At 73.0% G+C, this 20,523-nt stretch carries 20 protein-coding genes and 1 pseudogene; 17 read left to right on the forward strand and 4 right to left on the reverse strand.

Features of this window, described 5'->3' with window-relative positions; translation table 11 throughout:
• Positions 1–217 precede the first annotated feature (217 nt).
• Positions 218–2,104, forward strand: a complete 1,887-nt coding sequence (locus ACWGH1_RS23160) for an AMP-dependent synthetase/ligase (RefSeq protein WP_453356898.1) — start codon at positions 218–220, stop codon at positions 2,102–2,104.
• Between the two features lie 32 nt (positions 2,105–2,136).
• Positions 2,137–3,369, forward strand: coding sequence for a radical SAM family heme chaperone HemW (gene hemW, locus ACWGH1_RS23165; protein WP_453356897.1), 1,233 nt, complete (start codon positions 2,137–2,139; stop codon positions 3,367–3,369).
• 186 nt (positions 3,370–3,555) lie between these two features.
• On the opposite strand, the gene ACWGH1_RS23170 is transcribed toward hemW, so the two are convergent.
• Both ACWGH1_RS23170 and ACWGH1_RS23175 read right to left on the reverse strand, forming a co-directional pair.
• Positions 3,556–4,359 carry a DUF3097 domain-containing protein gene (locus tag ACWGH1_RS23170; protein ID WP_453352397.1) on the reverse strand — a complete coding sequence of 268 codons (804 nt, stop codon included), beginning with the start codon at positions 4,357–4,359 and terminating at the stop codon, positions 3,556–3,558.
• A 28-nt stretch (positions 4,360–4,387) separates the two neighbouring features.
• A complete protein-coding gene (locus ACWGH1_RS23175; RefSeq protein ID WP_453352398.1) occupies positions 4,388–5,113 on the reverse strand; it encodes an MBL fold metallo-hydrolase in 726 nt (241 codons plus the stop codon).
• Between the two features lie 165 nt (positions 5,114–5,278).
• Between ACWGH1_RS23175 and hrcA the strand changes: the two genes are divergently transcribed.
• From hrcA to ACWGH1_RS23235, 12 genes are all read left to right on the forward strand, one after another.
• A complete protein-coding gene (gene hrcA, locus ACWGH1_RS23180; protein WP_136215669.1) occupies positions 5,279–6,295 on the forward strand; it encodes a heat-inducible transcriptional repressor HrcA in 1,017 nt (338 codons plus the stop codon).
• Positions 6,296–7,435: a molecular chaperone DnaJ gene (gene dnaJ, locus ACWGH1_RS23185; RefSeq protein ID WP_361310852.1), complete on the forward strand. Its 1,140-nt coding sequence runs from the start codon at positions 6,296–6,298 to the stop codon at positions 7,433–7,435.
• A gap of 178 nt (positions 7,436–7,613) precedes the next feature.
• Complete coding sequence (locus tag ACWGH1_RS23190) at positions 7,614–8,705, forward strand: nitronate monooxygenase (protein ID WP_453352399.1); 1,092 nt, start codon at positions 7,614–7,616, stop codon at positions 8,703–8,705.
• Positions 8,702–9,445, forward strand: a complete 744-nt coding sequence (locus ACWGH1_RS23195; protein ID WP_453352400.1) for a 16S rRNA (uracil(1498)-N(3))-methyltransferase — start codon at positions 8,702–8,704, stop codon at positions 9,443–9,445. The genes ACWGH1_RS23190 and ACWGH1_RS23195 overlap by 4 nt, the downstream gene beginning before the upstream one ends.
• Before the next feature lie 98 nt (positions 9,446–9,543).
• Positions 9,544–9,903: a histidine triad nucleotide-binding protein gene (locus ACWGH1_RS23200; protein WP_453352401.1), complete on the forward strand. Its 360-nt coding sequence runs from the start codon at positions 9,544–9,546 to the stop codon at positions 9,901–9,903.
• 3 nt (positions 9,904–9,906) lie between these two features.
• The gene (locus ACWGH1_RS23205) at positions 9,907–10,812 is read left to right on the forward strand and encodes a ribonuclease Z (RefSeq protein ID WP_453352402.1); all 906 of its coding nucleotides are present in this window, start codon (positions 9,907–9,909) and stop codon (positions 10,810–10,812) included.
• A 150-nt stretch (positions 10,813–10,962) separates the two neighbouring features.
• On the forward strand, positions 10,963–12,060 hold the full coding sequence (locus ACWGH1_RS23210; protein WP_453352403.1) for a carbohydrate kinase family protein: 1,098 nt from the start codon (positions 10,963–10,965) through the stop codon (positions 12,058–12,060).
• Between the two features lie 155 nt (positions 12,061–12,215).
• On the forward strand, positions 12,216–13,274 hold the full coding sequence (locus ACWGH1_RS23215) for a PhoH family protein (RefSeq protein ID WP_453352404.1): 1,059 nt from the start codon (positions 12,216–12,218) through the stop codon (positions 13,272–13,274).
• Positions 13,275–13,287: 13 nt separating this feature from the next.
• The gene (gene ybeY / locus ACWGH1_RS23220; protein WP_136215662.1) at positions 13,288–13,785 is read left to right on the forward strand and encodes an rRNA maturation RNase YbeY; all 498 of its coding nucleotides are present in this window, start codon (positions 13,288–13,290) and stop codon (positions 13,783–13,785) included.
• Positions 13,782–15,092, forward strand: a complete 1,311-nt coding sequence (locus ACWGH1_RS23225; RefSeq protein ID WP_453352405.1) for a hemolysin family protein — start codon at positions 13,782–13,784, stop codon at positions 15,090–15,092. Before ybeY ends, ACWGH1_RS23225 begins: the two co-directional genes overlap by 4 nt.
• Positions 15,089–15,442 carry an MmcQ/YjbR family DNA-binding protein gene (locus ACWGH1_RS23230; protein WP_453352406.1) on the forward strand — a complete coding sequence of 118 codons (354 nt, stop codon included), beginning with the start codon at positions 15,089–15,091 and terminating at the stop codon, positions 15,440–15,442. The genes ACWGH1_RS23225 and ACWGH1_RS23230 overlap by 4 nt, the downstream gene beginning before the upstream one ends.
• A 69-nt stretch (positions 15,443–15,511) precedes the next feature.
• On the forward strand, positions 15,512–15,865 hold the full coding sequence (locus ACWGH1_RS23235; RefSeq protein WP_453352407.1) for a cytidine deaminase: 354 nt from the start codon (positions 15,512–15,514) through the stop codon (positions 15,863–15,865).
• A gap of 5 nt (positions 15,866–15,870) precedes the next feature.
• On the opposite strand, the pseudogene ACWGH1_RS23240 reads toward ACWGH1_RS23235, so the two are convergent.
• Together ACWGH1_RS23240 and ACWGH1_RS23245 are read right to left on the reverse strand one after the other, a co-directional pair.
• A pseudogene (locus ACWGH1_RS23240) lies at positions 15,871–16,446 on the reverse strand (class I SAM-dependent methyltransferase).
• A complete protein-coding gene (locus tag ACWGH1_RS23245; protein WP_453352408.1) occupies positions 16,443–17,753 on the reverse strand; it encodes an MFS transporter in 1,311 nt (436 codons plus the stop codon). The pseudogene ACWGH1_RS23240 and the gene ACWGH1_RS23245 overlap by 4 nt, the downstream one beginning before the upstream one ends.
• A 71-nt stretch (positions 17,754–17,824) precedes the next feature.
• Here ACWGH1_RS23245 and ACWGH1_RS23250 point away from each other — a divergent pair, with 71 nt between their 5' ends.
• The 3 genes from ACWGH1_RS23250 to era all read left to right on the forward strand — a co-directional run bounded on the left by ACWGH1_RS23250 (position 17,825) and on the right by era (position 20,514).
• Positions 17,825–18,850, forward strand: a complete 1,026-nt coding sequence (locus ACWGH1_RS23250; protein WP_453352409.1) for a GlxA family transcriptional regulator — start codon at positions 17,825–17,827, stop codon at positions 18,848–18,850.
• A complete protein-coding gene (locus tag ACWGH1_RS23255) occupies positions 18,816–19,052 on the forward strand; it encodes a hypothetical protein (RefSeq protein ID WP_453352410.1) in 237 nt (78 codons plus the stop codon). Before ACWGH1_RS23250 ends, ACWGH1_RS23255 begins: the two co-directional genes overlap by 35 nt.
• A 511-nt stretch (positions 19,053–19,563) precedes the next feature.
• The gene (era, locus tag ACWGH1_RS23260; RefSeq protein WP_453352413.1) at positions 19,564–20,514 is read left to right on the forward strand and encodes a GTPase Era; all 951 of its coding nucleotides are present in this window, start codon (positions 19,564–19,566) and stop codon (positions 20,512–20,514) included.
• Positions 20,515–20,523 lie beyond the last annotated feature (9 nt).

A 20,523-nucleotide genomic window follows, 5' to 3' on the forward strand; every position in this document is an offset into this window, starting at 1 on the left:
ACAAACGGGCCCACATGCGGACGCATGTGGGCCCGTTTCGTTATGAACCGGCCGCTCGCCGCCCCTTACGCGCAGCCCGGACGGCCTTTAGTCTGATCACTGCTCGATGGTTACTCGCCAGTCACAAACTCGCCAACAGCATGTGCGCAGGTCCCCACCCCGCCAGCCCCAAGCGCCCCACGCCCACGCTGCCGCGTGGACCGGTCCGGAGGATGTCGTGAGCGACACACAGACCTTGATCGAGAACCGCCCGCCCACCGTGGCGGCCCTCTTCCTTGAGCGTGTCGCCGCCACGCCGGACAGGGAGGCCTACCGGTACCCCGTCCCCTCCGCCGACGGCGGCCCCGACGCGTGGAAGTCGCTCAGCTGGGGCCAGGCCGCCGACCGGGTGTTCGCCATCGCCGCCGGCCTGGCCGACCTCGGCCTCGGCGCGGAGGACCGGGTCGCGCTCGCCTCCAGCACCCGGGTCGAGTGGATCCTGGCCGACCTCGGCGTGATGTGCGCCGGCGCCGCGACCACCACCATCTACCCCAGCACCAACGCGGAGGAGTCGGCCTTCATCCTGGCCGACTCCGAGAGCCGGGTGCTGATCGCCGAGGACGGCAAGCAGCTGGCGAAGGCCCGCGCGCACCGCGCCGACCTGCCCCGCCTCGCCCACGTCGTCGTCCTCGACGCCGAGGACGCGCTGGCGGCGGCCGGCGACCCCGAGGGCTGGGTGCTCTCCCTGGAAGCCCTGGAGGCGCGCGGCAAGGAGTACCTCGCCAAGCACCCCGAGGCGGTCAAGGAGCGGATCGCCTCCATCACCGCGGACCAGCTCGCCACGCTGATCTACACCTCCGGCACCACCGGCCGCCCCAAGGGCGTGCGCCTGCCCCACGACAACTGGTCGTACATGGCCAAGGCGACCGTGGCCACCGGCATGATCACCGCGGAGGACGTCCAGTACCTGTGGCTGCCGCTGGCCCACGTATTCGGCAAGGTCCTCACCTCCGGCCAGATCGAGGTCGGGCACGTCACCGCGGTCGACGGCCGCATCGACAAGATCATCGAGAACCTGCCGGTGGTGCAGCCGACCTACATGGCGGCCGTCCCGCGCATCTTCGAGAAGGTCTACAACGGGGCCGCCGGCAAGGCCCGGGCCGCGGGCGGGGCCAAGTACAAGATCTTCAAGTGGGCCGCCGAAGTCGCCCGCGAGTACGCCAGGACCCGGCAGGACAACCACCGGCGCACCGGCAGTACGAAGGTCCCCCTCGGCCTCGCCGCCAAGCACAAGGTCGCCGACGCGCTCGTCTACTCCAAGCTCCGCGAGGCCTTCGGCGGCAAGCTGCGCGCCGCCGTGTCCGGCTCCGCCGCACTCTCGCCCGAGATCGGCTACTTCTTCGCGGGCGCCGGCATCCACATCCTGGAGGGCTACGGACTCACCGAGTCCAGCGCCGCCTCCTTCGTCAACCCGGGCGAGGCCTACCGCACCGGCACCGTCGGCAAGCCGCTCCCCGGCACCGAGGTCCGCATCGCCGACGACGGCGAGATCCTGCTGCGCAGCCCCGGCATCATGGAGGGCTACCACCGGCTGCCCGACAAGACCGCCGAGGTGCTGGAGGCGGACGGCTGGCTGCACACGGGCGACATCGGCGAGCTCTCGCCCGACGGCTACCTGCGCATCACCGACCGCAAGAAGGACCTGATCAAGACCTCGGGCGGCAAGTACGTGGCCCCGGCGGAGGTCGAGGGCCAGTTCAAGGCGATCTGCCCGTACGTCTCCAGCATCGTCGTGCACGGCGCGGACCGTAACTTCTGCTCGGCGCTCATCGCGCTCGACGGCCCGGCGATCCTGCTCTGGGCGGCCGAGCACGGCCTGGAGGGCAAGACGTACGCCGAGGTCGCGGCCGCGCCCGAGACCAACCGGCTGATCGAGACGTACGTACAGACCCTCAACGAGGGCCTCCAGCGCTGGCAGACGATCAAGCAGTTCCGGCTGCTGCCGCGCGACCTGGACGTCGAGCACGGCGACCTCACCCCCAGCCTGAAACTGAAGCGGCCGGTCGTCGAGCGCGAGTTCAAGCACCTCATCGACGAGATGTACGCCGGGGCCAACGAGGCGTAAACGACCTTGGGGCAGTGCGGGACAATGGGCGCATGCCTTCCGCACTGCCCGACGGTGAACCCATGCCCGAAGACGGCTCGCTGCCGTCGCACGCCCTGGCGGGTGCCGGGGACCGGCCGCTCGGGTTCTACCTGCACGTCCCGTACTGCGCCACGCGCTGCGGCTACTGCGACTTCAACACCTACACGGCCACCGAGCTGCGGGGCACCGGAGGCGTGCTCGCCTCCCGGGAGAACTACGCCGACACCCTGATCGACGAGGTCCGCCTCGCCCGCAAGGTGCTCGGGGACGACCCCAGGGCCGTGCGCACGGTATTCGTGGGCGGCGGTACGCCGACGCTGCTGCCGGCCGCCGACCTCGTACGGATGCTCGCGGCGATCCGGGACGAGTTCGGCCTGGCACCGGACGCGGAGGTCACGACGGAGGCCAATCCGGAGTCGGTGAACCCGGAGTACCTCGCCGAGCTGCGCGCGGGCGGGTTCAACCGGATCTCCTTCGGCATGCAGAGCGCGAAGCAGCACGTCCTCAAGGTGCTGGACCGTACGCACACCCCCGGGCGGCCCGAGGCGTGCGTCGCGGAAGCCCGGGCGGCGGGCTTCGAGCACGTCAACCTGGACCTGATCTACGGCACGCCAGGGGAGTCCGACGAGGACTGGCGGGCGTCGCTGGCGGCCGCGCTGGGGGCCGGCCCGGACCACATCAGCGCGTACGCGCTGATCGTGGAGGAGGGCACCCAGCTGGCGCGGCGGATCCGGCGCGGCGAGGTCCCGATGACGGACGACGACGTGCACGCCGACCGCTACCTGATCGCGGACGCGGTGATGGCCGAGGCCGGGTACCACTGGTACGAGGTGTCGAACTGGGCGACTTCCCAGGCCGGCCGGTGCCTGCACAACGAGCTGTACTGGCGCGGCGCCGACTGGTGGGGCGCTGGGCCGGGGGCGCACTCGCACGTGGGCGGGGTGCGGTGGTGGAACGTGAAGCACCCGGGGGCGTACGCCGCCGCGCTGGCTTCGGGCCGTTCTCCGGGGGCCGGGCGGGAGCTCCTGTCGGAGGAGGACCGGCGGGTGGAGCGGATCCTGCTGGAGCTGAGGCTGGTGGACGGCGTGCCGTTGGCGCTGCTGGCCGGGGCCGGTCTCGCGGCCTCCCGGCGGGCGCTGGCGGACGGGCTGCTGGCGCCTGAGCCGTACGAGGCGGGGCGGGCCGTGCTGACGCTGCGGGGGCGGTTGCTGGCCGACGCCGTGGTCCGGGACCTGGTGGACTGAGGCCGGTCGGGGCGTACGTCTGCGGCGCCGCCCCGCTGCGCGGCCCCGGCTGCGCCGGGCTTTCGGGGCTCCGCCCCGGGCCCCGCGCCTCAAACGCCGGCGGGGCTGGAAAGGCAAGCTCCGGCGGGGCTGGATTTGGTCCCGGGCCCCGCGCCTCAAACGCCGGCGGGGCTGGATCCGGCCGGGCTAGGCCGGGGCCGTGACGTGGTCGATGAGGTGTTCCACCGCGCCCAGGAGGGTGGGGTCGAGGTCCTTGTAGGACGTCACGCGGGACAGGATGTGCTGCCAGGCCGCTCCCGTGTTCGGCGGCCAGCCCAGGGCGCGGCAGATGCCCGTCTTCCAGTCCTGGCCCGGGGGGACCACCGGCCAGGCCGGGATGCCCAGTGCCGACGGTTTCACCGCCTGCCAGACGTCCACGTACGGGTGGCCCACCACCAGGACGTGCGGGGAGGTCACCGAGGCCGCGATGCGGGACTCCTTCGAGCCCGGCACCAGGTGGTCGACCAGCACGCCGAGCCGGGCGTCCGGTGCGGGCGCGAAGTCCGCCGCGATGGCGGGGAGGTCGTCGATGCCCTCCAGGTACTCCACGACCACGCCCTCGATCCGCAGGTCGTCGCCCCAGACCCGCTCCACCAGCTCCGCGTCGTGGCGGCCCTCGACGTAGATCCGCCCCGCCCGCGCCACCCGCGCCCGCGCCCCGGGGACGGCCACCGAGCCCGACGCGGTACGGGCGGGCGCCGACGCCGTACGGGCCGGGCGGGTCAGGGTGACCACCGCGCCCTCCAGCAGGAACCCGCGGGGCTCCAGCGGGAACGCGCGGCGCTTGCCGAAGCGGTCCTCCAGGGTCACCGTGCCCGCCTCGCAGGCCACCACCGCGCCGCAGAAGCCGGTGGCCGCCACCTCCACCACCAGGCCGGGGTCCGCGGGCACCTCCGGCACGGCCTTGGCGCGCTTCCACTGCGGGGTCAGATCGGGGGAGTACTCACGCATCCGGCCGACGGTACGAGACGGCCCGCGCTCACGCGTCCGACACGCCGAACCGCCCCGCCAGTGTGGCGCGTTGCGCACGTACGAAGGCCGCGTCGACCACCGCTCCGTGACCCGGCACGTACAGCGCGTCGTCCCCGCCCAGCGCGAGCAGCCGGTCCAGCGCGGCCGGCCACTGTGCCGGGACCGCGTCCGGGCCCGCCTGGGGTTCGCCCGACTCCTCCACGAGGTCCCCGCAGAAGACGGTCTCCCGCTCACCCGGCACGAAGACCGCCAGATCGTGCCGCGTGTGCCCCGGCCCGACGTTGGCCAGCAGCACCTGCACGCCGCCCAGCTCCAACGTCCACTCGCCGGACACCAGGTGCCGCGGCAGCGGCATCAGGTCCGCCGCCTCGGCGGCCTCCTCCGCCGCCAGTCCCTGCCGGACCGCGTCCTCCCGCAGCGCGTTCCGGTCCAGCGCGAGGTGGGTGTCCAGTCCCACCGCACCGTAGAACTCGGCCCCCGAGAAGGCGGCGCCGCCCAGTACGTGGTCGAAATGTCCGTGTGTGAATGCGATATGGGTCACGTGGCGGCCGGTCAGCCGCTCCGCCTCCGCCCGGATCCCGGCGCCTTCGCGGACGCTGGAGCCGGGGTCGATCAGAAGGACCGACTCGTCCCCCGCCACCAGCCCCACCGTGCAGTCCCAAACCGGGAGCCGACGCCTCCCGGCCCGTCCGGTCAGCCGTTCCCAGCCCGCCTCTTCCCAACGCACGTCCATGCGGGGACGCTACCCTGGCGGGCCGCCCTTGCCCGCAGCCCACTACCCGGCCGTACACTGACCGGGGGATCTCTGGCACTCGGATGCGCAGAGTGCCAGCAGGGTCCGCCCGGACCGACCGGAAACGACCGCAGCGACGACCCACCGCACTGGAGGTGTGCACGAGTGCTCAGCGAACGCAGGCTCGAGGTATTGCGCGCCATCGTCCAGGACTACGTGGGGACGGAGGAGCCGGTCGGATCGAAGGCGCTCACCGAGCGCCACCGGCTCGGCGTCTCCCCGGCGACGGTCCGCAACGACATGGCGCTGCTGGAAGAGGAGGGCTACATCGCCCAGCCCCACACCAGCGCCGGGCGCATCCCCACCGACAAGGGCTACCGGCTCTTCGTCGACAAGCTGGCGGGGGTCAAGCCGCTGTCGACGCCCGAGCGCCGGGCCATCCAGAACTTCCTCGACGGCGCCGTCGACCTCGACGACGTCGTGGGGCGCACGGTGCGGCTGCTCGCGCAGCTCACCCGGCAGGTCGCCGTCGTCCAGTACCCGAGCCTGACCCGTTCCACCGTCCGGCACGTGGAGCTGCTGTCCCTGGCGCCCGCGCGGCTGATGCTCGTACTGATCACGGACACCGGGCGGGTCGAGCAGCGGCTCGTCGACTGCCAGACCCCCTTCGCCGAGACCTCGCTCGCCGACCTGCGGGCGCGCCTCAACAGCCGGGTCGTCGGCCGTCGCTTCACCGACGTGCCGCCGCTCGTACAGGACCTTCCGGAGTCCTTCGAGGCCGAGGACCGGGCGACGGTCAAGGCCGTCCTCGCGACCCTGCGTGAGACGCTGGTGGAGGAGGCGGAGGAACGGCTGATGATCGGCGGTACCGCCAACCTCACGCGGTTCGGACATGATTTTCCCCTGACGATCAGGCCGGTGCTGGAGGCGCTGGAGGAGCAGGTCGTGCTCCTCAAGCTGCTCGGCGAGGCCAGTGAGTCGGGAATGGCCGTGAAGATCGGGCATGAGAACGCCTACGAGGGACTGAACTCCACGTCCGTCGTCTCGGTCGGTTACGGTTCGGGCGGCGAAGCAGTCGCCAAACTCGGCGTGGTCGGACCGACCCGCATGGACTACCCCGGAACGATGGGAGCGGTACGCGCAGTGGCACGTTACGTCGGACAGATCCTGGCGGAGTCGTAAGTGGCCACGGACTACTACGCCGTTCTCGGCGTGCGCCGCGACGCATCGCAGGACGAGATCAAGAAGGCCTTCCGCCGCCTCGCGCGCGAACTCCACCCGGACGTGAATCCGGATCCGAAGACGCAGGAGCGCTTCAAGGAGATCAACGCGGCCTACGAGGTCCTCTCGGACCCGCAGAAGAAGCAGGTCTACGACCTCGGCGGCGACCCGCTGTCCTCCTCGGGCGGTGGCGGCGGCGCGGGCGGATTCGGGGCGGGCGGCTTCGGCAACTTCTCCGACATCATGGACGCGTTCTTCGGCCAGGCCTCGCAGCGCGGACCGCGCTCGCGCACGCGCCGCGGCCAGGACGCCATGATCCGCCTGGACCTGGAGCTGGACGAGGCGGCCTTCGGGACGACCAAGGACATCCAGGTCGACACGGCCGTCGTCTGCACCACCTGCTCGGGTGAGGGCGCCGCCCCCGGCACCTCCGCGCAGACGTGCGACATGTGCCGCGGCCGCGGTGAGGTGTCGCAGGTCACCCGGTCCTTCCTGGGCCAGGTCATGACCTCGCGGCCCTGCCCGCAGTGCCAGGGCTTCGGCACCGTCGTCCCGACCCCGTGCCCCGAGTGCGCGGGCGACGGCCGGGTGCGCTCCCGCCGCAGCCTCACCGTCAAGATCCCGGCCGGTGTCGAGAACGGCACCCGGATCCAGCTGGCGGGCGAGGGCGAGGTCGGCCCCGGCGGCGGCCCCGCCGGCGACCTGTACGTGGAGATCCACGAACTGGCGCACCCGACCTTCCAGCGGCGCGGGGACGACCTGCACTGCACGGTCACCATCCCCATGACGGCGGCGGCCCTGGGCACCAAGTGTCCGCTGGAGACGCTGGACGGGCTGGAGGAGATCGACATCCGGCCCGGCACCGGATCCGGCCAGGCGATCCCGCTGCACGGCCGCGGCGTCACCCACCTGCGCGGCGGCGGCCGGGGCGACCTGATCGTCCACGTCGAGGTCACCACCCCCGGCAAGCTGGACGCCCAGCAGGAGGACCTGCTCCGCCAGCTGGCCAAGCTGCGCGGCGAGGAGCGGCCGACGGGCCAGTTCGCGCCGGGCCAGCAGGGTCTGTTCAGCCGTCTCAAGGACGCGTTCAACGGCCGCTGACCGGCCCGCCGCACCGCGTACGAGCCCGGCCCGGGAACGCCCCGGTCCGGGCTCGCGGCGTCCCCGGACCAGGGCCGGGACGGGGTGCGCGGCCCGGCCGGCCGGCGCCGGGAAGCGGACTATGCCAGGCGAATGCGGTGATTCGGCCCGGTGCGCGGGACATGGCACGATGCAGGGCATGTCCACCGCGCCGAACGGTCTCTCCCCGTACCCGATCGTGCAGGCCCCCATGGCGGGCGGCGCCTCCTGTCCGCCGCTCGCCGCCGCCGTGTGCGAGGCGGGCGGGCTGGGCTTCCTGGCCGGCGGCTACAAGACCGCCGACGGGATGTACCAGGAGGTCAAGCAGCTGCGCGCGCTCACCCGGCGGCCCTTCGGCGTCAACCTGTTCATGCCGCAGACCGGCTACGTCGACCCCGCGGCCGTCGAGACGTACCGGGGCCAGCTGGCCGGGGAAGCGAGCTGGTACGAGGTGTCACTGGCGGCGGACGACATCGTCGGCAGCCACGACGACGGCTACGACGCCAAGCTCGCCATCCTCCTGGAGGACCCCGTCCCGGTGGTGTCCTTCACCTTCGGCTGCCCCCCGGCCGCCGTCCTGACCCGGCTGCGCGAGGCCGGCACGTACACCGTCGTCACCGTGACCGCCGTCGAGGAGGCCCGTACCGCCCAGGCCGCGGGCGCCGACGCGGTCTGCGTCCAGGGCGTCGAGGCGGGCGGCCACCAGGGCACCCACCGTGACGACCCGGAGACCGACGGCACGGCGGGCGTCGGCCTGCTCGTACTGGTCACGGCGGTACGGGAGGCGGTGGCCCTGCCGATCATCGCGGCGGGCGGCGTGATGCGCGGGGCGCAGATCGCGGCGCTGCTCGCGGCGGGCGCCGCGGCCGCGCAGCTCGGCACGGCCTTCCTGGCCTGCCCCGAGTCGGGCGCCGACCCCCTGCACAAGAGGGCGCTGACGAACCCGCTGTTCCCGCACACCGAACTCACCCGGGCCTTCTCCGGCAGGCCCGCCCGGGGGCTGGTCAACCGCTTCATGCGCGAGCACGGCCCGTACGCCCCGGCCGCCTATCCGCAGGTCCACCACCTGACGGCGGGACTGCGCAAGGCGGCCGCCGCCGCCGGGGATCCGCAGGGCATGGCGCTGTGGGCGGGGCAGGGGCACCGGCTGGCGCGGGCGCTGCCGGCCGGGGAACTGGTGGAGGTGCTGGCGGCGGAACTCGTCGAGGCGCAGAGTGCGTTGCAGGGCATGCAGATGAGGAGAGCGTCATGACGGCCCCGGTGTTCGTGGTCGAGGAGGTCCCCGCGGGGCCGGAGTTCGTGCTGGACGGTCCCGAGGGGCGGCACGCGGTGTCCGTCAAGCGGCTCACCCCGGGCGAGGCGGTGGTCCTCGCCGACGGCCGGGGGCGCTGGGCCGAGGGCGTCGTGAAGGCGGCGGAGGGCAAGGACCGGCTGGTCGTCGCCGTGTCCGGGGTCTTCGAGGAGCCGGAGCCCGCCGTGCGGATCACCGTCGTGCAGGCCCTGCCCAAGGGCGACCGCGGCGAGCTCGCCGTCGAGACGATGACCGAGACCGGCGTCGACGCGATCGTGCCCTGGCAGGCGTCCCGGTGCATCACCCAGTGGCGCGGCGAGCGGGGCGCCAAGTCCCTGGCCAAGTGGCGGGCCACCGCCCGGGAGGCGGGCAAGCAGTCCCGGCGGGTGCGCTTCCCGGAGGTGGCCGAAGCCCTGTCCACGAAGCAGGTGGCGGCGCTGCTCGCCGGAGCCGACCTGGCCGTGGTCCTGCACGAGGACCGCGACACCCCCTCGGGCGCCCTGGCCACCGCCGAGCTGCCCGCCACGGGCTCCATCGTCCTGGTGGTCGGCCCGGAGGGCGGGGTCTCGCCGGAGGAACTCGCCGCCTTCGCGGCGGCCGGGGCCCACCCGTACCGCCTGGGCCCCTCGGTCCTGCGGACCTCGACCGCCGGTACGGCCGCGACGGCGGTCCTGCTGGCCCGTACGGGCCGCTGGGGCTGACGCCGGAGCGGGGGCGCGGGATCGAGCCGGTCACGAGCCGGGGGATCACCGCGCCGGTTACGATGCCCCGACCGATCAACGTCACGAGAGGCGCAGCAATGGCCGGGGAACCGCAGGCGGACTGCCTGTTCTGCAAGATCGTGGAGGGGAAGATCCCGGCGACGGTCGTCCGCGAGTCCGAGACGACCGTGGCCTTCCGGGACATCAACCCGCAGGCGCCCACGCACGTGCTCGTCATCCCGAAGGTGCACTACCCCGACGCCGCGTCGCTCGCCGCCGCCGAGCCGGCGATCGCCGCCGACGTGCTCCGCGAGGCCGGGCAGATCGCCGCCGACGAGGAGGTCGCCGGCCACGGCTACCGGATCGTGTTCAACACCGGCGCCGGCGCCGGGCAGACCGTCTGGCACGCCCACGCGCACGTCCTCGGCGGCCGCGGCCTCCAGTGGCCCCCCGGATAAGCCGTGTCCGTACGCGAGTTCGTGGTCCTGGGGACCGCCAGCCAGGTCCCGACCCGGGCCCGTAACCACAACGGTTACCTGCTGCGCTGGGACGGCGAGGGCATCCTCTTCGACCCGGGCGAGGGCACCCAGCGCCAGATGCTGCGCGCCGGGGTCGCCGCGCACGACATCAACCGGATCTGCGTCACCCACTTCCACGGTGACCACAGCCTCGGCCTGGCCGGGGTGATCCAGCGGATCAACCTCGACCAGGTCCCGCACCCCGTCACCGCGCACTACCCGGCCTCGGGGCAGAAGTTCTTCGACCGGCTCCGCTACGCCACCGCCTACCGGGAGACGGTACGGCTGGGCGAGGAGCCGGTGGCCGCCGACGGGACGCTGGCGAGCGGGGCCTCGTACACCCTGGAGGCCCGGCGGCTCTCGCACCCGGTGGAGTCCTTCGGCTACCGCATCACCGAGCCCGACGGGCGCCGGATGGTGCCGGAGCTGCTGGCGCGGCACGGGATCGAGGGGCCGGACGTGGGCCGGCTCCAGCGCGAGGGGAGCCTCGGCGGGGTCAGCCTGGACGAGGTCAGCGAGCACCGGCGCGGGCAGCGGTTCGCCTTCGTGATGGACACCCGGCTGTGCGCGGGCGTGGACGCGCTCGCCGAGGGCTGCGACATGCTGGTGATCGAGTCGACGTTCCTGGACGAGGACGTGGCGCTGGCCGCCGACCACGGCCACCTCACCGCCGGACAGGCGGCCCGGGTGGCCCGGGACGCGGGCGTCCGGCACCTGGTGCTGACGCACTTCTCGCAGCGCTACTCCGACCCCGGGGAGTTCGAACGGCAGGCGCGGGGTGCGGGCTTCGAGGGCGAACTGACGATCGCCGCGGACCTCGTCCGGGTTCCGCTGCCGAAGCGGGCCTGAGGTCCCGGATCCGGCCGGATCCGAGCGCTCGTATGGTGATGTGCGTCACACTGGGTTCCGGTTCGTCCGCGCTCGGACACCGGTGATCGCCGCCGCCGGGAACGGACCTCGCGCACACCGGCCGCACACGCACGAAACGGAGAGCACACCGTGACCAGTCGGGAAAGCCGCACCAGCCCGGAATCGAGACTGGACCCGCTCGGTCCGGTGCGCGATCCCCACGAGCCGGGCTGCGACGTCTTCCTGACCGGCACCGTCTTCCTCGACATCATCCTCACGGGCCTCGACTCGGCCCCCGTCCGCGGCACGGAGTCCTGGGCCCGCGGCATGGGCTCCAGCCCGGGCGGAGTCGCCAACATGGCCGCCGCGCTGGCCCGGCTCGGCCTGCGCACCTCGCTGGCCGCGGCCTTCGGCGACGACCACTACGGCGAGTACTGCTGGGACGCGCTGGAACAGGGCGAGGGCATCGACCTGTCGATGTCCCGCAAGATCCCCGGCTGGCACAGCCCCGTCACCGTCTCCATGGCGTACGAGGGCGAGCGCACGATGGTCTCCCACGGGCACGAGCCGCCCCTCCCGGCGGGTCCCGGCCGTTTCCCGCAGTGCCCGCCGCGGGCCAGGGCGGCCGTGGCCTCGCTGGGCCCGGGCGCCGGCGAGGAGTGGATCGCGCAGGCCGCCCGGCAGGGGTCCCGGGTCTTCGCCGACGTGGGGTGGGACGAGAGCGGCCGCTGGGACCTCGGGGCGCTGGCGGACCTGGAGCACTGCGAGGCCTTCCTGCCGAACGCGGGCGAGGCCATGCGGTACACCCGGACCGAGTGCCCCCGTGCGGCGGCCCGGGCGCTGGCGGAGAAGGTGCCGGTGGCGGTGGTGACCATGGGTGCGGACGGCTCCTGCGCGGTGGACGGGCGCACCGGGGAGACGGCGGAGGTCCCGGGGATCATGGTGGACGCCCTCGACCCGACCGGAGCCGGCGACGTGTTCGTGGCGGGTTTCGTCACGGGCACCCTGGCGGGATGGCCGCTGGCGGACCGGCTGGCCTTCGCCGGGCTCACGGCGGCCCTGTCGGTGCAGGAGTTCGGCGGCTCCCTGTCGGCCCCGGGCTGGCCGGAGGTGTCCCACTGGTGGCGCGCCGCCCCGGCGGCCCTGCGGGACCGGTACGCCTTCCTGGACGCCCTGGTCCCCCCGGGCGCGCCGCCGGGCCCCCGCCGCCGGGCCGTCCCGACGATCGGCTTCCGGCCCTCCGTGTAGCGGGCGCCGCGGGCCGGGGGGCGGAGGGGCCCGGGAACCGCGCCCCGTAAAAGCCCTCGGGGATGGCGCCGGGGAGTCGTACCCTTGGTAGTCCGGAGGTCGACGATCGGCGCGACCCCTCAGTGGGAGGTATGCGCAGGCCACAGTGCCGGCCCATGACTCAGACACCGACAGCCCGTACCCCAGCGCCGGGGCAGGCGCGAGCCCACTTCACCGTTCCGGCCACGCACCCCATGGTGACCGTGCTGGGCTCTGGTGACGCTCTGCTGCGCGTCATCGAGAATGCCTTCCCGAAGGCCGACATCCATGTTCGGGGCAATCAGGTCAGCGCGATCGGCGACGCGGTGGAAGTCGCCCTGATCCAGCGCCTGTTCGACGAGATGATGCTGGTGCTCCGCACCGGGCAGTCGATGACGGAGGACGCAGTGGAACGCTCGATCGCCATGCTCAAGGCGAACGGCAGGGGCAACGGCGGCGACGGCGGCCACGAAGAGACCCCGGCCGAAGTGCTCACCCAGAACATCCTCTCCAGCCGCGGCCGGACCATCCGTCCCAAGACGCTCAACCAGAAGCGCTACGTGGACGCGATCGACAAGAACACCATCGTCTTCGGCATCGGCCCAGCCGGTACCGGAAAGACCTACCTCGCCATGGCCAAGGCGGTCCAGGCCCTGCAGTCCAAGCAGGTCAGCCGGATCATCCTGACCCGTCCCGCGGTCGAGGCCGGCGAGCGGCTCGGCTTCCTGCCGGGCACCCTGTTCGACAAGATCGACCCTTACCTGCGTCCGCTCTACGACGCCCTGCACGACATGCTCGACCCGGACTCGATCCCCCGCCTGATGGCTGCCGGAACCATTGAGGTGGCCCCGCTTGCCTACATGCGCGGTCGTACGCTCAATGACGCTTTCGTCGTACTGGACGAGGCGCAGAACACGACCGCCGAGCAGATGAAGATGTTCCTGACCCGGCTTGGCTTCGATTCGAAGATCGTCGTCACCGGTGACATCACGCAGATCGACCTGCCGGGCGGGGCCAAGAGCGGCCTGCGCCAGGTGCAGGAGATCCTCGACGGGGTGCCGGACATCCACTTCTCGCGGCTCACCTCCGAGGATGTCGTCCGGCACAAGCTGGTCGGCCGTATCGTCGACGCGTACGAGAAGTACGACGACAGCCAGGACTCCCCGCAGTCCCGGCACGGCTACCAGCGGAAGTAGAACTCAGCGCACCATGTCGATCGACGTCAACAACGAGTCCGGGATCGAGGTCGACGAGCAGGCGGTCCTCGACATCGCCCGCTACGCGCTCACCAGGATGCGGATCCACCCGCTGTCCGAGCTGTCCGTCATCGTCGTCGACGAGGAGGCGATGGAGCAGCTGCACATCCAGTGGATGGACCTGCCCGGTCCCACCGACGTCATGTCCTTCCCGATGGACGAACTGCGTCCCCCGGCGAAGGACGACGAGGAGCCCCCGCAGGGGCTGCTCGGCGACATCGTGCTGTGCCCGGAGGTGGCGAAGCGGCAGGGCGAGGAAGCGCCGACGCGGCACTCCATGGACGAGGAGCTCCAGCTCCTGACCGTCCACGGGGTGCTGCACCTGCTCGGGTACGACCACGAGGAGCCGGACGAGAAGGCCGAGATGTTCGGCCTCCAGGCGGCCATCGTCGACGGCTGGCGCGGTGAGCGCGGCCTGACCGGCCCGTCCCCCGCCCCCACCGTCTCGTGACCGGCGCACCGCAGCTGATCAGCGGCGCGGTGCTGCTGGTCGTCGTGGCCTGGTTCGCGGCCTGCGCGGAGTCCGGGATCGCCCGCGTCTCCAGCTTCCGCGCGGAGCAGGCCGTACGGGAGGGCCGGCGCGGCAGCGCCAAGCTGGCGCAGGTCGCCGGGGACCCGACCCGCTACGTCAACGTGGCGCTGCTCGTCCGGGTCACCTGCGAGATGGCGGCGGGCGTGCTCGTCACGTACGTCTGCCTCGACGAGTTCGGCGAGAACTGGACCGCGCTGCTCGTGGCCATCGGCGTGATGGTGCTGGTGTCGTACGTGGCGGTGGGGGTGTCCCCGCGCACCATCGGCCGCCAGCACCCGCTGAACACGGCGACCGCGGCCGCGTACGTACTCGTGCCGCTCGCGCGGATCATGGGGCCGATCCCGCAGCTGCTGATCCTCCTCGGCAACGCGCTGACCCCGGGCAAGGGCTTCCGCAAGGGACCGTTCGCCTCCGAGGCCGAGCTGCGGGCGATGGTCGACCTGGCGGAGCGGGAATCGCTGATCGAGGACGACGAGCGCCGGATGGTGCACCAGGTCTTCGAACTCGGCGACACCCTCGTGCGCGAGGTGATGGTGCCGCGCACCGACCTCGTGTGCATCGAGCGGTACAAGACGGTCCGCCAGGCGACGACGCTCGCGCTGCGCTCCGGCTTCTCGCGCATCCCGGTGACCGGGGAGAACGAGGACGACATCGTCGGCATCGTGTACTTGAAGGACCTCGTCCGCAAGACGCACATCAGCCGGGAGGCGGAGTCCGACCTCGTGTCGACCGCGATACGGCCGGCCGTCTTCGTACCCGACACCAAGAACGCCGGTGACCTGCTCCGCGAGATGCAGTCCGTACGCAACCACGTGGCCGTCGTCATCGACGAGTACGGCGGCACGGCGGGCATCGTGACCATCGAGGACATCCTGGAGGAGATCGTCGGCGAGATCACCGACGAGTACGACCGCGAACTCCCGCCGGTCGAGGAGCTGGGCGACGACCGCTACCGGGTCACGGCCCGGCTCGACATCACCGACCTCGGGGAGCTGTTCAAGGTCGAGGCGTTCGACGACGAGGACGTGGAGACGGTCGGCGGACTGCTCGCCAAGGCGCTGGGCCGGGTGCCGATCGCGGGCGCGTCGGCGGTGGTGGAACTGCCCGACGGGCGACCGCTGCGGCTGACGGCGGAATCCCCGGCCGGGCGCCGGAACAAGATCGTGACGGTACTGGTGGAGCCGGTGGTCACGGAGCCGGACGAGGGCGCGGGGGTGCCGGAATGACCCCAGCGGAGCTGCGCGCGTTCTGCCTCGGCTTCAACGCGGCGGTGGAGGAGTTCCCCTTCACGCCGGAGACCTCGGTGTTCAAGGTGCTCGGGAAGGTGTTCGCGCTGACGGCGCTGGACGCGGAACCGTTGAAGGTCAACCTCAAGTGCGAGCCGGAGGCGGCGGTCCGGCTGCGGGCCGAGCACGAGGCGATCGCGCCGGGCTGGCACATGAACAAGCGGCACTGGAACACGGTGACGGTCGGCGGGCTGCCGGACCGGCTGGTCCGGGAGCTGGTGGAGGACTCGTACGACCTGGTCGTCGCCGGACTGCCGAAGGCCGAGCGGCTGCGGCTGGACCGGCCCTGAACGGCGGGCCGTAGCGGCTCGGCGGGGTCGTCCCGAGACGTCGCCGGGGCGCTCCCTATGCTTTCGCCCATGAGTGACAACAGCGGGATCGACCCCGAGGACAGCAAGATCATCACACTGGCGCGCAGCGCCCGGGCCCGTAACGGGGTGCCGGAGGGCGCGGCGGTGCGCGACGAGACGGGCCGCACGTACGTGGCCGGGACGGTGGAGCTGGACTCCCTCAAGCTCAGCGCGCTCCAGACGGCCGTGGCGATGGCGGTGGCGAGCGGGGCCCGGTCCCTGGAGGCCGCCGCCGTCGTGAGCGCGGCCGAGGCCCCGGCCGACGCCGACCGCGCGGCCGTCCGCGACCTCGGCGGTCCGGACACCCCGGTCCTGCTGGCGGCCCCGGACGGCACCCTCAAGTCCACGACCGCCGCGGGCTGAAGTCCCTACGGTGCGCGCCGTACGAGCGTGTACCGCCAGAACAGGCGCCGGCGCAGGGGGGCGCCCGGCAGTGCGGCGCGGGCCCGGTCGCGGACCTCGGTGAACGTCATCACGGGCGGGCGGGCCGGGGCCGTCATCGCGTCCGGCCGGGGCGCCGACGCTTCCGGCCCGCGTGACTCCGACGATCACCAGTGTCCCGCCCGGGGCGAGGTGGTGGCGGAAGACGGCCAGCGCCTCGCCGAGGGGCATGTGGTGGACGGCGGCGACGCAGGTGATGACGTCGTACGGGCCACGCGGTACCGCCGTCAGCGCGTCGCCGACGGCGAAGGCCACCCGGTCGTCCGCGGTCAGCGCGCGGGCCCGGGCGGCGATCGCCGGGTCCGCGTCGATCCCGGGCACCGCGGCGGCCCGGGCGGCCAGGAGCCGGGCCAGGTCGCCGCTCCCGGAACGACGTCCAGTGCCCTCGCGCACCGCTTCGGCAGCTGCCGCAGGATCCAGCGGTGGTAGTGGGCGTTGTGGTCCCACGGGTGGGCGGCGTTGCACCGGTCGAGGGCGGCAAGGGCGCGGCGAGGCAGGGTCATACCGTCAAATGATCACCGGCCCGGCGGCGGATGACCATGGCCATCAGGGCGGCCGTCGCGCACAGCGCGCCCGCCGCGTACCAGACCAGGTCGTACGAGCCGAAGGCGTCCCGCGCCAGGCCGCCCAGGAAGGCCACCAGCGCCGCGCCCACCTGGTGCGAGGCCAGGACCCAGCCGAAGACGATGGCGCTGTCCTCCCCGTACCGCTCCCGGCACAGCGCGATGGTGGGCGGGACGGTCGCGACCCAGTCCAGGCCGTAGAAGACGATGAAGAACACCATCGGCGGGTGCACGGACGGCGCCATCAGCATCGGCAGGAACAGCAGCGAGACGCCGCGCAGGGCGTAGTACACCGCCAGCAGCCGGCGCGCCTCGAACCGGTCGGTGAACCAGCCGGAGGCGATGGTGCCGACCACGTCGAACACGCCGACCACCGCCAGCAGCCCCGCCGCCGCCGTCACCGGCATGCCGTGGTCGTGGGCCGCGGGCACGAAGTGGGTCCGCACCAGCCCGTTGGTCGAGGCGCCGCAGATCGCGAAGGTGCCGGCCAGCAGCCAGAAGGGGCCGGTCCGGGCCGCTTCGAACAGCACCGACACCGCTCGCCCCGCCGCGCCCCGGACCGGTGCGGGCTTGGCCGCGTACGTGCCTCCGTACGGCGCGAGCCCCACGTCCGCGGGGTGATCGCGCAGCAGCAGCCACACGAACGGGACCACGACCAGCGCGGCCAGCGAGACGGTCACCGCGCCGGGGCGCCAGCCGTGGTGCTCCACCAGCCAGGACAGCAACGGCAGGAAGATCAGCTGCCCGGACGCGCCGGCCGCGGTCAGGATCCCGGTGACCAGCCCCCGGCGGGCGGTGAACCAGCGGTTGGTCACGGTCGCGGCGAACGCCATGGCCATCGAGCCGCTGCCCAGACCGACCAGCACCCCCCACAGCAGCACCAGCTGCCAGGCCGCGGTCATCCACACCGTGGCGACCGCCCCGCCGGATATGACGAGCAGGGCCAGCGCCACGACCCGGCGGATGCCGAAACGGTCCATCAGCGCGGCCGCGAAGGGTGCGGTGAGCCCGTACAGGGCGAGGTTGACGGAGACGGCGAAGCCGATGGTGCCGCGCGACCAGTGGAACTCCTCGTGCAGCGGCTCGATGAGCAGCCCGGGCAGGGAGGCGAAGGCGGCGGCGCCGACGATCGTCACGAACGCGACGGCCGCGACGAACCAGGCGCGGTGGACGCCTCCGGGCGTGCGCGGAGGAGGGGGGGAACCGGGGTCGGCGGCGGAGGCGGGCGTGGGCGCTGTCTGAGTCACGGGAACAGCTTTCCGGTCGCCGGGCAGGCCCCGACAGTGGCCTGAGTGTCATGCTTCGCTACGATCGGGCCATGAAGCCCCGCACGCACCGGGTCGTGGTCCTCGCCCTCGGCGGACTGCTGCCCTTCGAGCTCGGCATCCCGCACCGCATCTTCGGCCGGGCCAAGGATCCGGCCGGGCGGCCGCTGTACGAGATCCTCACCTGCGCCCTGTCCCCGGGGCGGGTGCCCACGGACGCCGATTTCGCGATCCACGTCGAACACGGCCCCGAGCTGCTCGGCACGGCCGACACCGTCGTGGTGCCGGCCTCCTACGAACTCGGGCCGGTGTACGAGCACGGCAGGCTGACTGAGGATCTCGGCGCCGCCCTGCACCACGTCCGGCCCGGCACCCGGCTCGTCTCCATCTGTACGGGTGGTTACGTGCTGGCCGCCGCGGGGTACCTGGACGGCCGCCGCGCCACGACCCACTGGGCCTCCGCCGAGCACTTCCAGCGGCTGTTCCCGCGGGTGCTCGTCGACCCCGACGTGCTCTACACCGACGACGGGGAGGTGCTGACCTCCGCCGGGGTCGCCGCCGGCATCGACCTGTGCCTGCACATCGTGCGCCGCGACCACGGCGCCGCCGTCGCCAACGAGGTCGCCCGGCGGACGGTGGTGCCGCCGCACCGGGACGGGGGCCAGGCGCAGTTCATCGAGCGGCCGGTGCCCGAGCCGCAGCTGGCCAGCACCACCGCCGCGCGGGCCTGGGTGCTGGACCGGCTGCACGAGCCGATCCGGCTGAGCGATCTGGCCCGGCAGGAGGCCATGTCGGTACGGACGTTCACCCGCCGGTTCCGCGAGGAGGCCGGGGTGAGCCCGGGGGAGTGGATCGTCGCGCAGCGCGTGGAACGGGCCCGGCGACTGCTGGAGCTGACGGAGCTTCCGATGGAACAGGTCGCGCGGGAGACCGGGTTCGGGACGGCGCAGTCCCTGCGCAAGCACGTACAGGCCGCGCTGGGGGTGAGCCCGACGGCGTACCGCAGGACGTTCCGGGCGGTCGGGAACTCCCGGCCGTCTCCTGATGGACCACCAGTCGACGCGGGATCCGCGCATTGATGCCGTCCTGGCGGCCGCCGCCGAAGAGGGAACGGTCCCGGGGCGGGAGGAGTTCCCCACGCACTGCCTGCCGCCGTACGAGTCCGGGCGGCCCGGACCACCGCGGACGACGCGGCGCCGAAGCGGTGACACCGGCACCGTGACCTACCGGTCGGCCGCGACCCCGGCCGGGGCGTACACGGCGGTGCTGACGCTGGCGTGAACACGGCGCCCGGGCGGTGGGTCCTCGGCGTGGCGGTCCCGCTCGCGGCGCTGCCGGCGGGCGCCGCCGGGACGGCGCGGGGCGCCGGCCACGGGGTGGTCCGTACTGCCCGCCGCAAAACGCCGTCGGGCACCGCCCCCGCGCTCGCCGTCCGGGACGTCCGGGTCCGCGCCGACGGCAACGGTGCGCAGATCACGTACACCGGCCTGAACCCCGGCAACGTCATGCTCCGCCCCCGCGCACCCCCACCGCGACCGGTGCGGCCGGCCGCACCCCGGTGGCCCGCCCGCTCGCCGGTCTTCCCGCGGAGCTGCCGCCCGGCCAGGAGGTGCGCCCGAGCAGCGCGTGGGCCGGTCCGCCCGCCCTGGAACGGGCCCGGCTGACCGTGCGGGCCGAGGGCGCCGGAGCGGGCGCGGAGGGCGCCGCCGATCACGCCCGGCGGCCCCGGCTCGGCGCCGCTCCGGCCCTCGTGGCCGTGGCCTGGTCGGCGCTGGGAGCGGCATCGGGGAGAATGGCCCGTATGAGCGATCGTTCCCCCGAGCCCACCGCCCCGCACCGCGCGGGCTTCGCCTGTTTCGTCGGCCGTCCCAACGCGGGCAAGTCGACCCTGACCAACGCGCTCGTGGGCACCAAGGTCGCGATCACCTCGAACCGGCCGCAGACCACCCGCCACACCGTTCGCGGCATCGTGCACCGCCCCGACGCCCAGCTGGTGCTGGTCGACACCCCCGGCCTGCACAAGCCCCGCACCCTGCTCGGCGAGCGCCTGAACGACGTCGTACGGACCACCTGGGCCGAGGTCGACGTCATCGGCTTCTGCCTGCCGGCCGACCAGAAGCTCGGCCCCGGCGACAAGTTCATCGCGAAGGAACTCGCGGGGATCAAGAAGACCCCCAAGATCGCCATCATCACCAAGACCGACCTGGTCGAGTCGAAGGTGGTGGGCGAGCAGCTCATCGCCGTGCACCGGCTCGCCGAGGAGCTCGGCTTCGAGTGGGCCGAGATCGTCCCCGTCTCGGCGGTCGGCGACACCCAGGTCCAGCTGCTGGCGGACCTGATCGCGCCGTTGCTGCCGGAGAGCCCGCCGCTGTACCCCGAAGGCGACCTCACCGACGAACCCGAGATGGTGATGGTCGCGGAACTCATCCGCGAGGCCGCGCTGGAGGGCGTGCGCGACGAGCTCCCGCACTCGATCGCGGTGGTCGTGGAGGAGATGATCCCCCGGGAGAACCGTCCGGCGGACCGCCCGCTGCTCGACATCCACGCGAACGTCTACATCGAGCGGCCGAGCCAGAAGGGCATCATCATCGGCCCGAAGGGCTCCCGCCTCAAGGAGGTCGGGATGAAGTCGCGCAAGCACATCGAGGCGCTCCTCGGCACTCCCGTCTTCCTCGACCTGCACGTCAAGGTGGCCAAGGACTGGCAGCGCGACCCGAAGCAGCTGCGCAAGCTCGGCTTCTGATGTCTTCCG

This window comes from Streptomyces sp. NPDC054883, from assembly GCF_053610645.1.

Excerpts from the sequence above, each read along its gene's own strand:
- ACWGH1_RS23235 (WP_453352407.1), top strand. The coding sequence starts at position 15,512 with ATGAGTGACAACAGCGGGATCGACCCCGAGGACAGCAAGATCATCACA.
- ACWGH1_RS23215 (WP_453352404.1), top strand. The coding sequence starts at position 12,216 with ATGACTCAGACACCGACAGCCCGTACCCCAGCGCCGGGGCAGGCGCGA.
- ybeY (WP_136215662.1), top strand. The coding sequence starts at position 13,288 with ATGTCGATCGACGTCAACAACGAGTCCGGGATCGAGGTCGACGAGCAG.
- hemW (WP_453356897.1), top strand. The coding sequence starts at position 2,137 with ATGCCTTCCGCACTGCCCGACGGTGAACCCATGCCCGAAGACGGCTCG.
- ACWGH1_RS23250 (WP_453352409.1), top strand. The coding sequence starts at position 17,825 with ATGAAGCCCCGCACGCACCGGGTCGTGGTCCTCGCCCTCGGCGGACTG.
- era (WP_453352413.1), top strand. The coding sequence starts at position 19,564 with ATGGCCCGTATGAGCGATCGTTCCCCCGAGCCCACCGCCCCGCACCGC.
- ACWGH1_RS23190 (WP_453352399.1), top strand. The coding sequence starts at position 7,614 with ATGTCCACCGCGCCGAACGGTCTCTCCCCGTACCCGATCGTGCAGGCC.
- ACWGH1_RS23255 (WP_453352410.1), top strand. The coding sequence starts at position 18,816 with ATGGACCACCAGTCGACGCGGGATCCGCGCATTGATGCCGTCCTGGCG.
- ACWGH1_RS23200 (WP_453352401.1), top strand. The coding sequence starts at position 9,544 with ATGGCCGGGGAACCGCAGGCGGACTGCCTGTTCTGCAAGATCGTGGAG.
- ACWGH1_RS23195 (WP_453352400.1), top strand. The coding sequence starts at position 8,702 with ATGACGGCCCCGGTGTTCGTGGTCGAGGAGGTCCCCGCGGGGCCGGAG.
- ACWGH1_RS23230 (WP_453352406.1), top strand. The coding sequence starts at position 15,089 with ATGACCCCAGCGGAGCTGCGCGCGTTCTGCCTCGGCTTCAACGCGGCG.
- ACWGH1_RS23170 (WP_453352397.1), bottom strand. The coding sequence starts at position 4,359 with ATGCGTGAGTACTCCCCCGATCTGACCCCGCAGTGGAAGCGCGCCAAG.
- ACWGH1_RS23175 (WP_453352398.1), bottom strand. The coding sequence starts at position 5,113 with ATGGACGTGCGTTGGGAAGAGGCGGGCTGGGAACGGCTGACCGGACGG.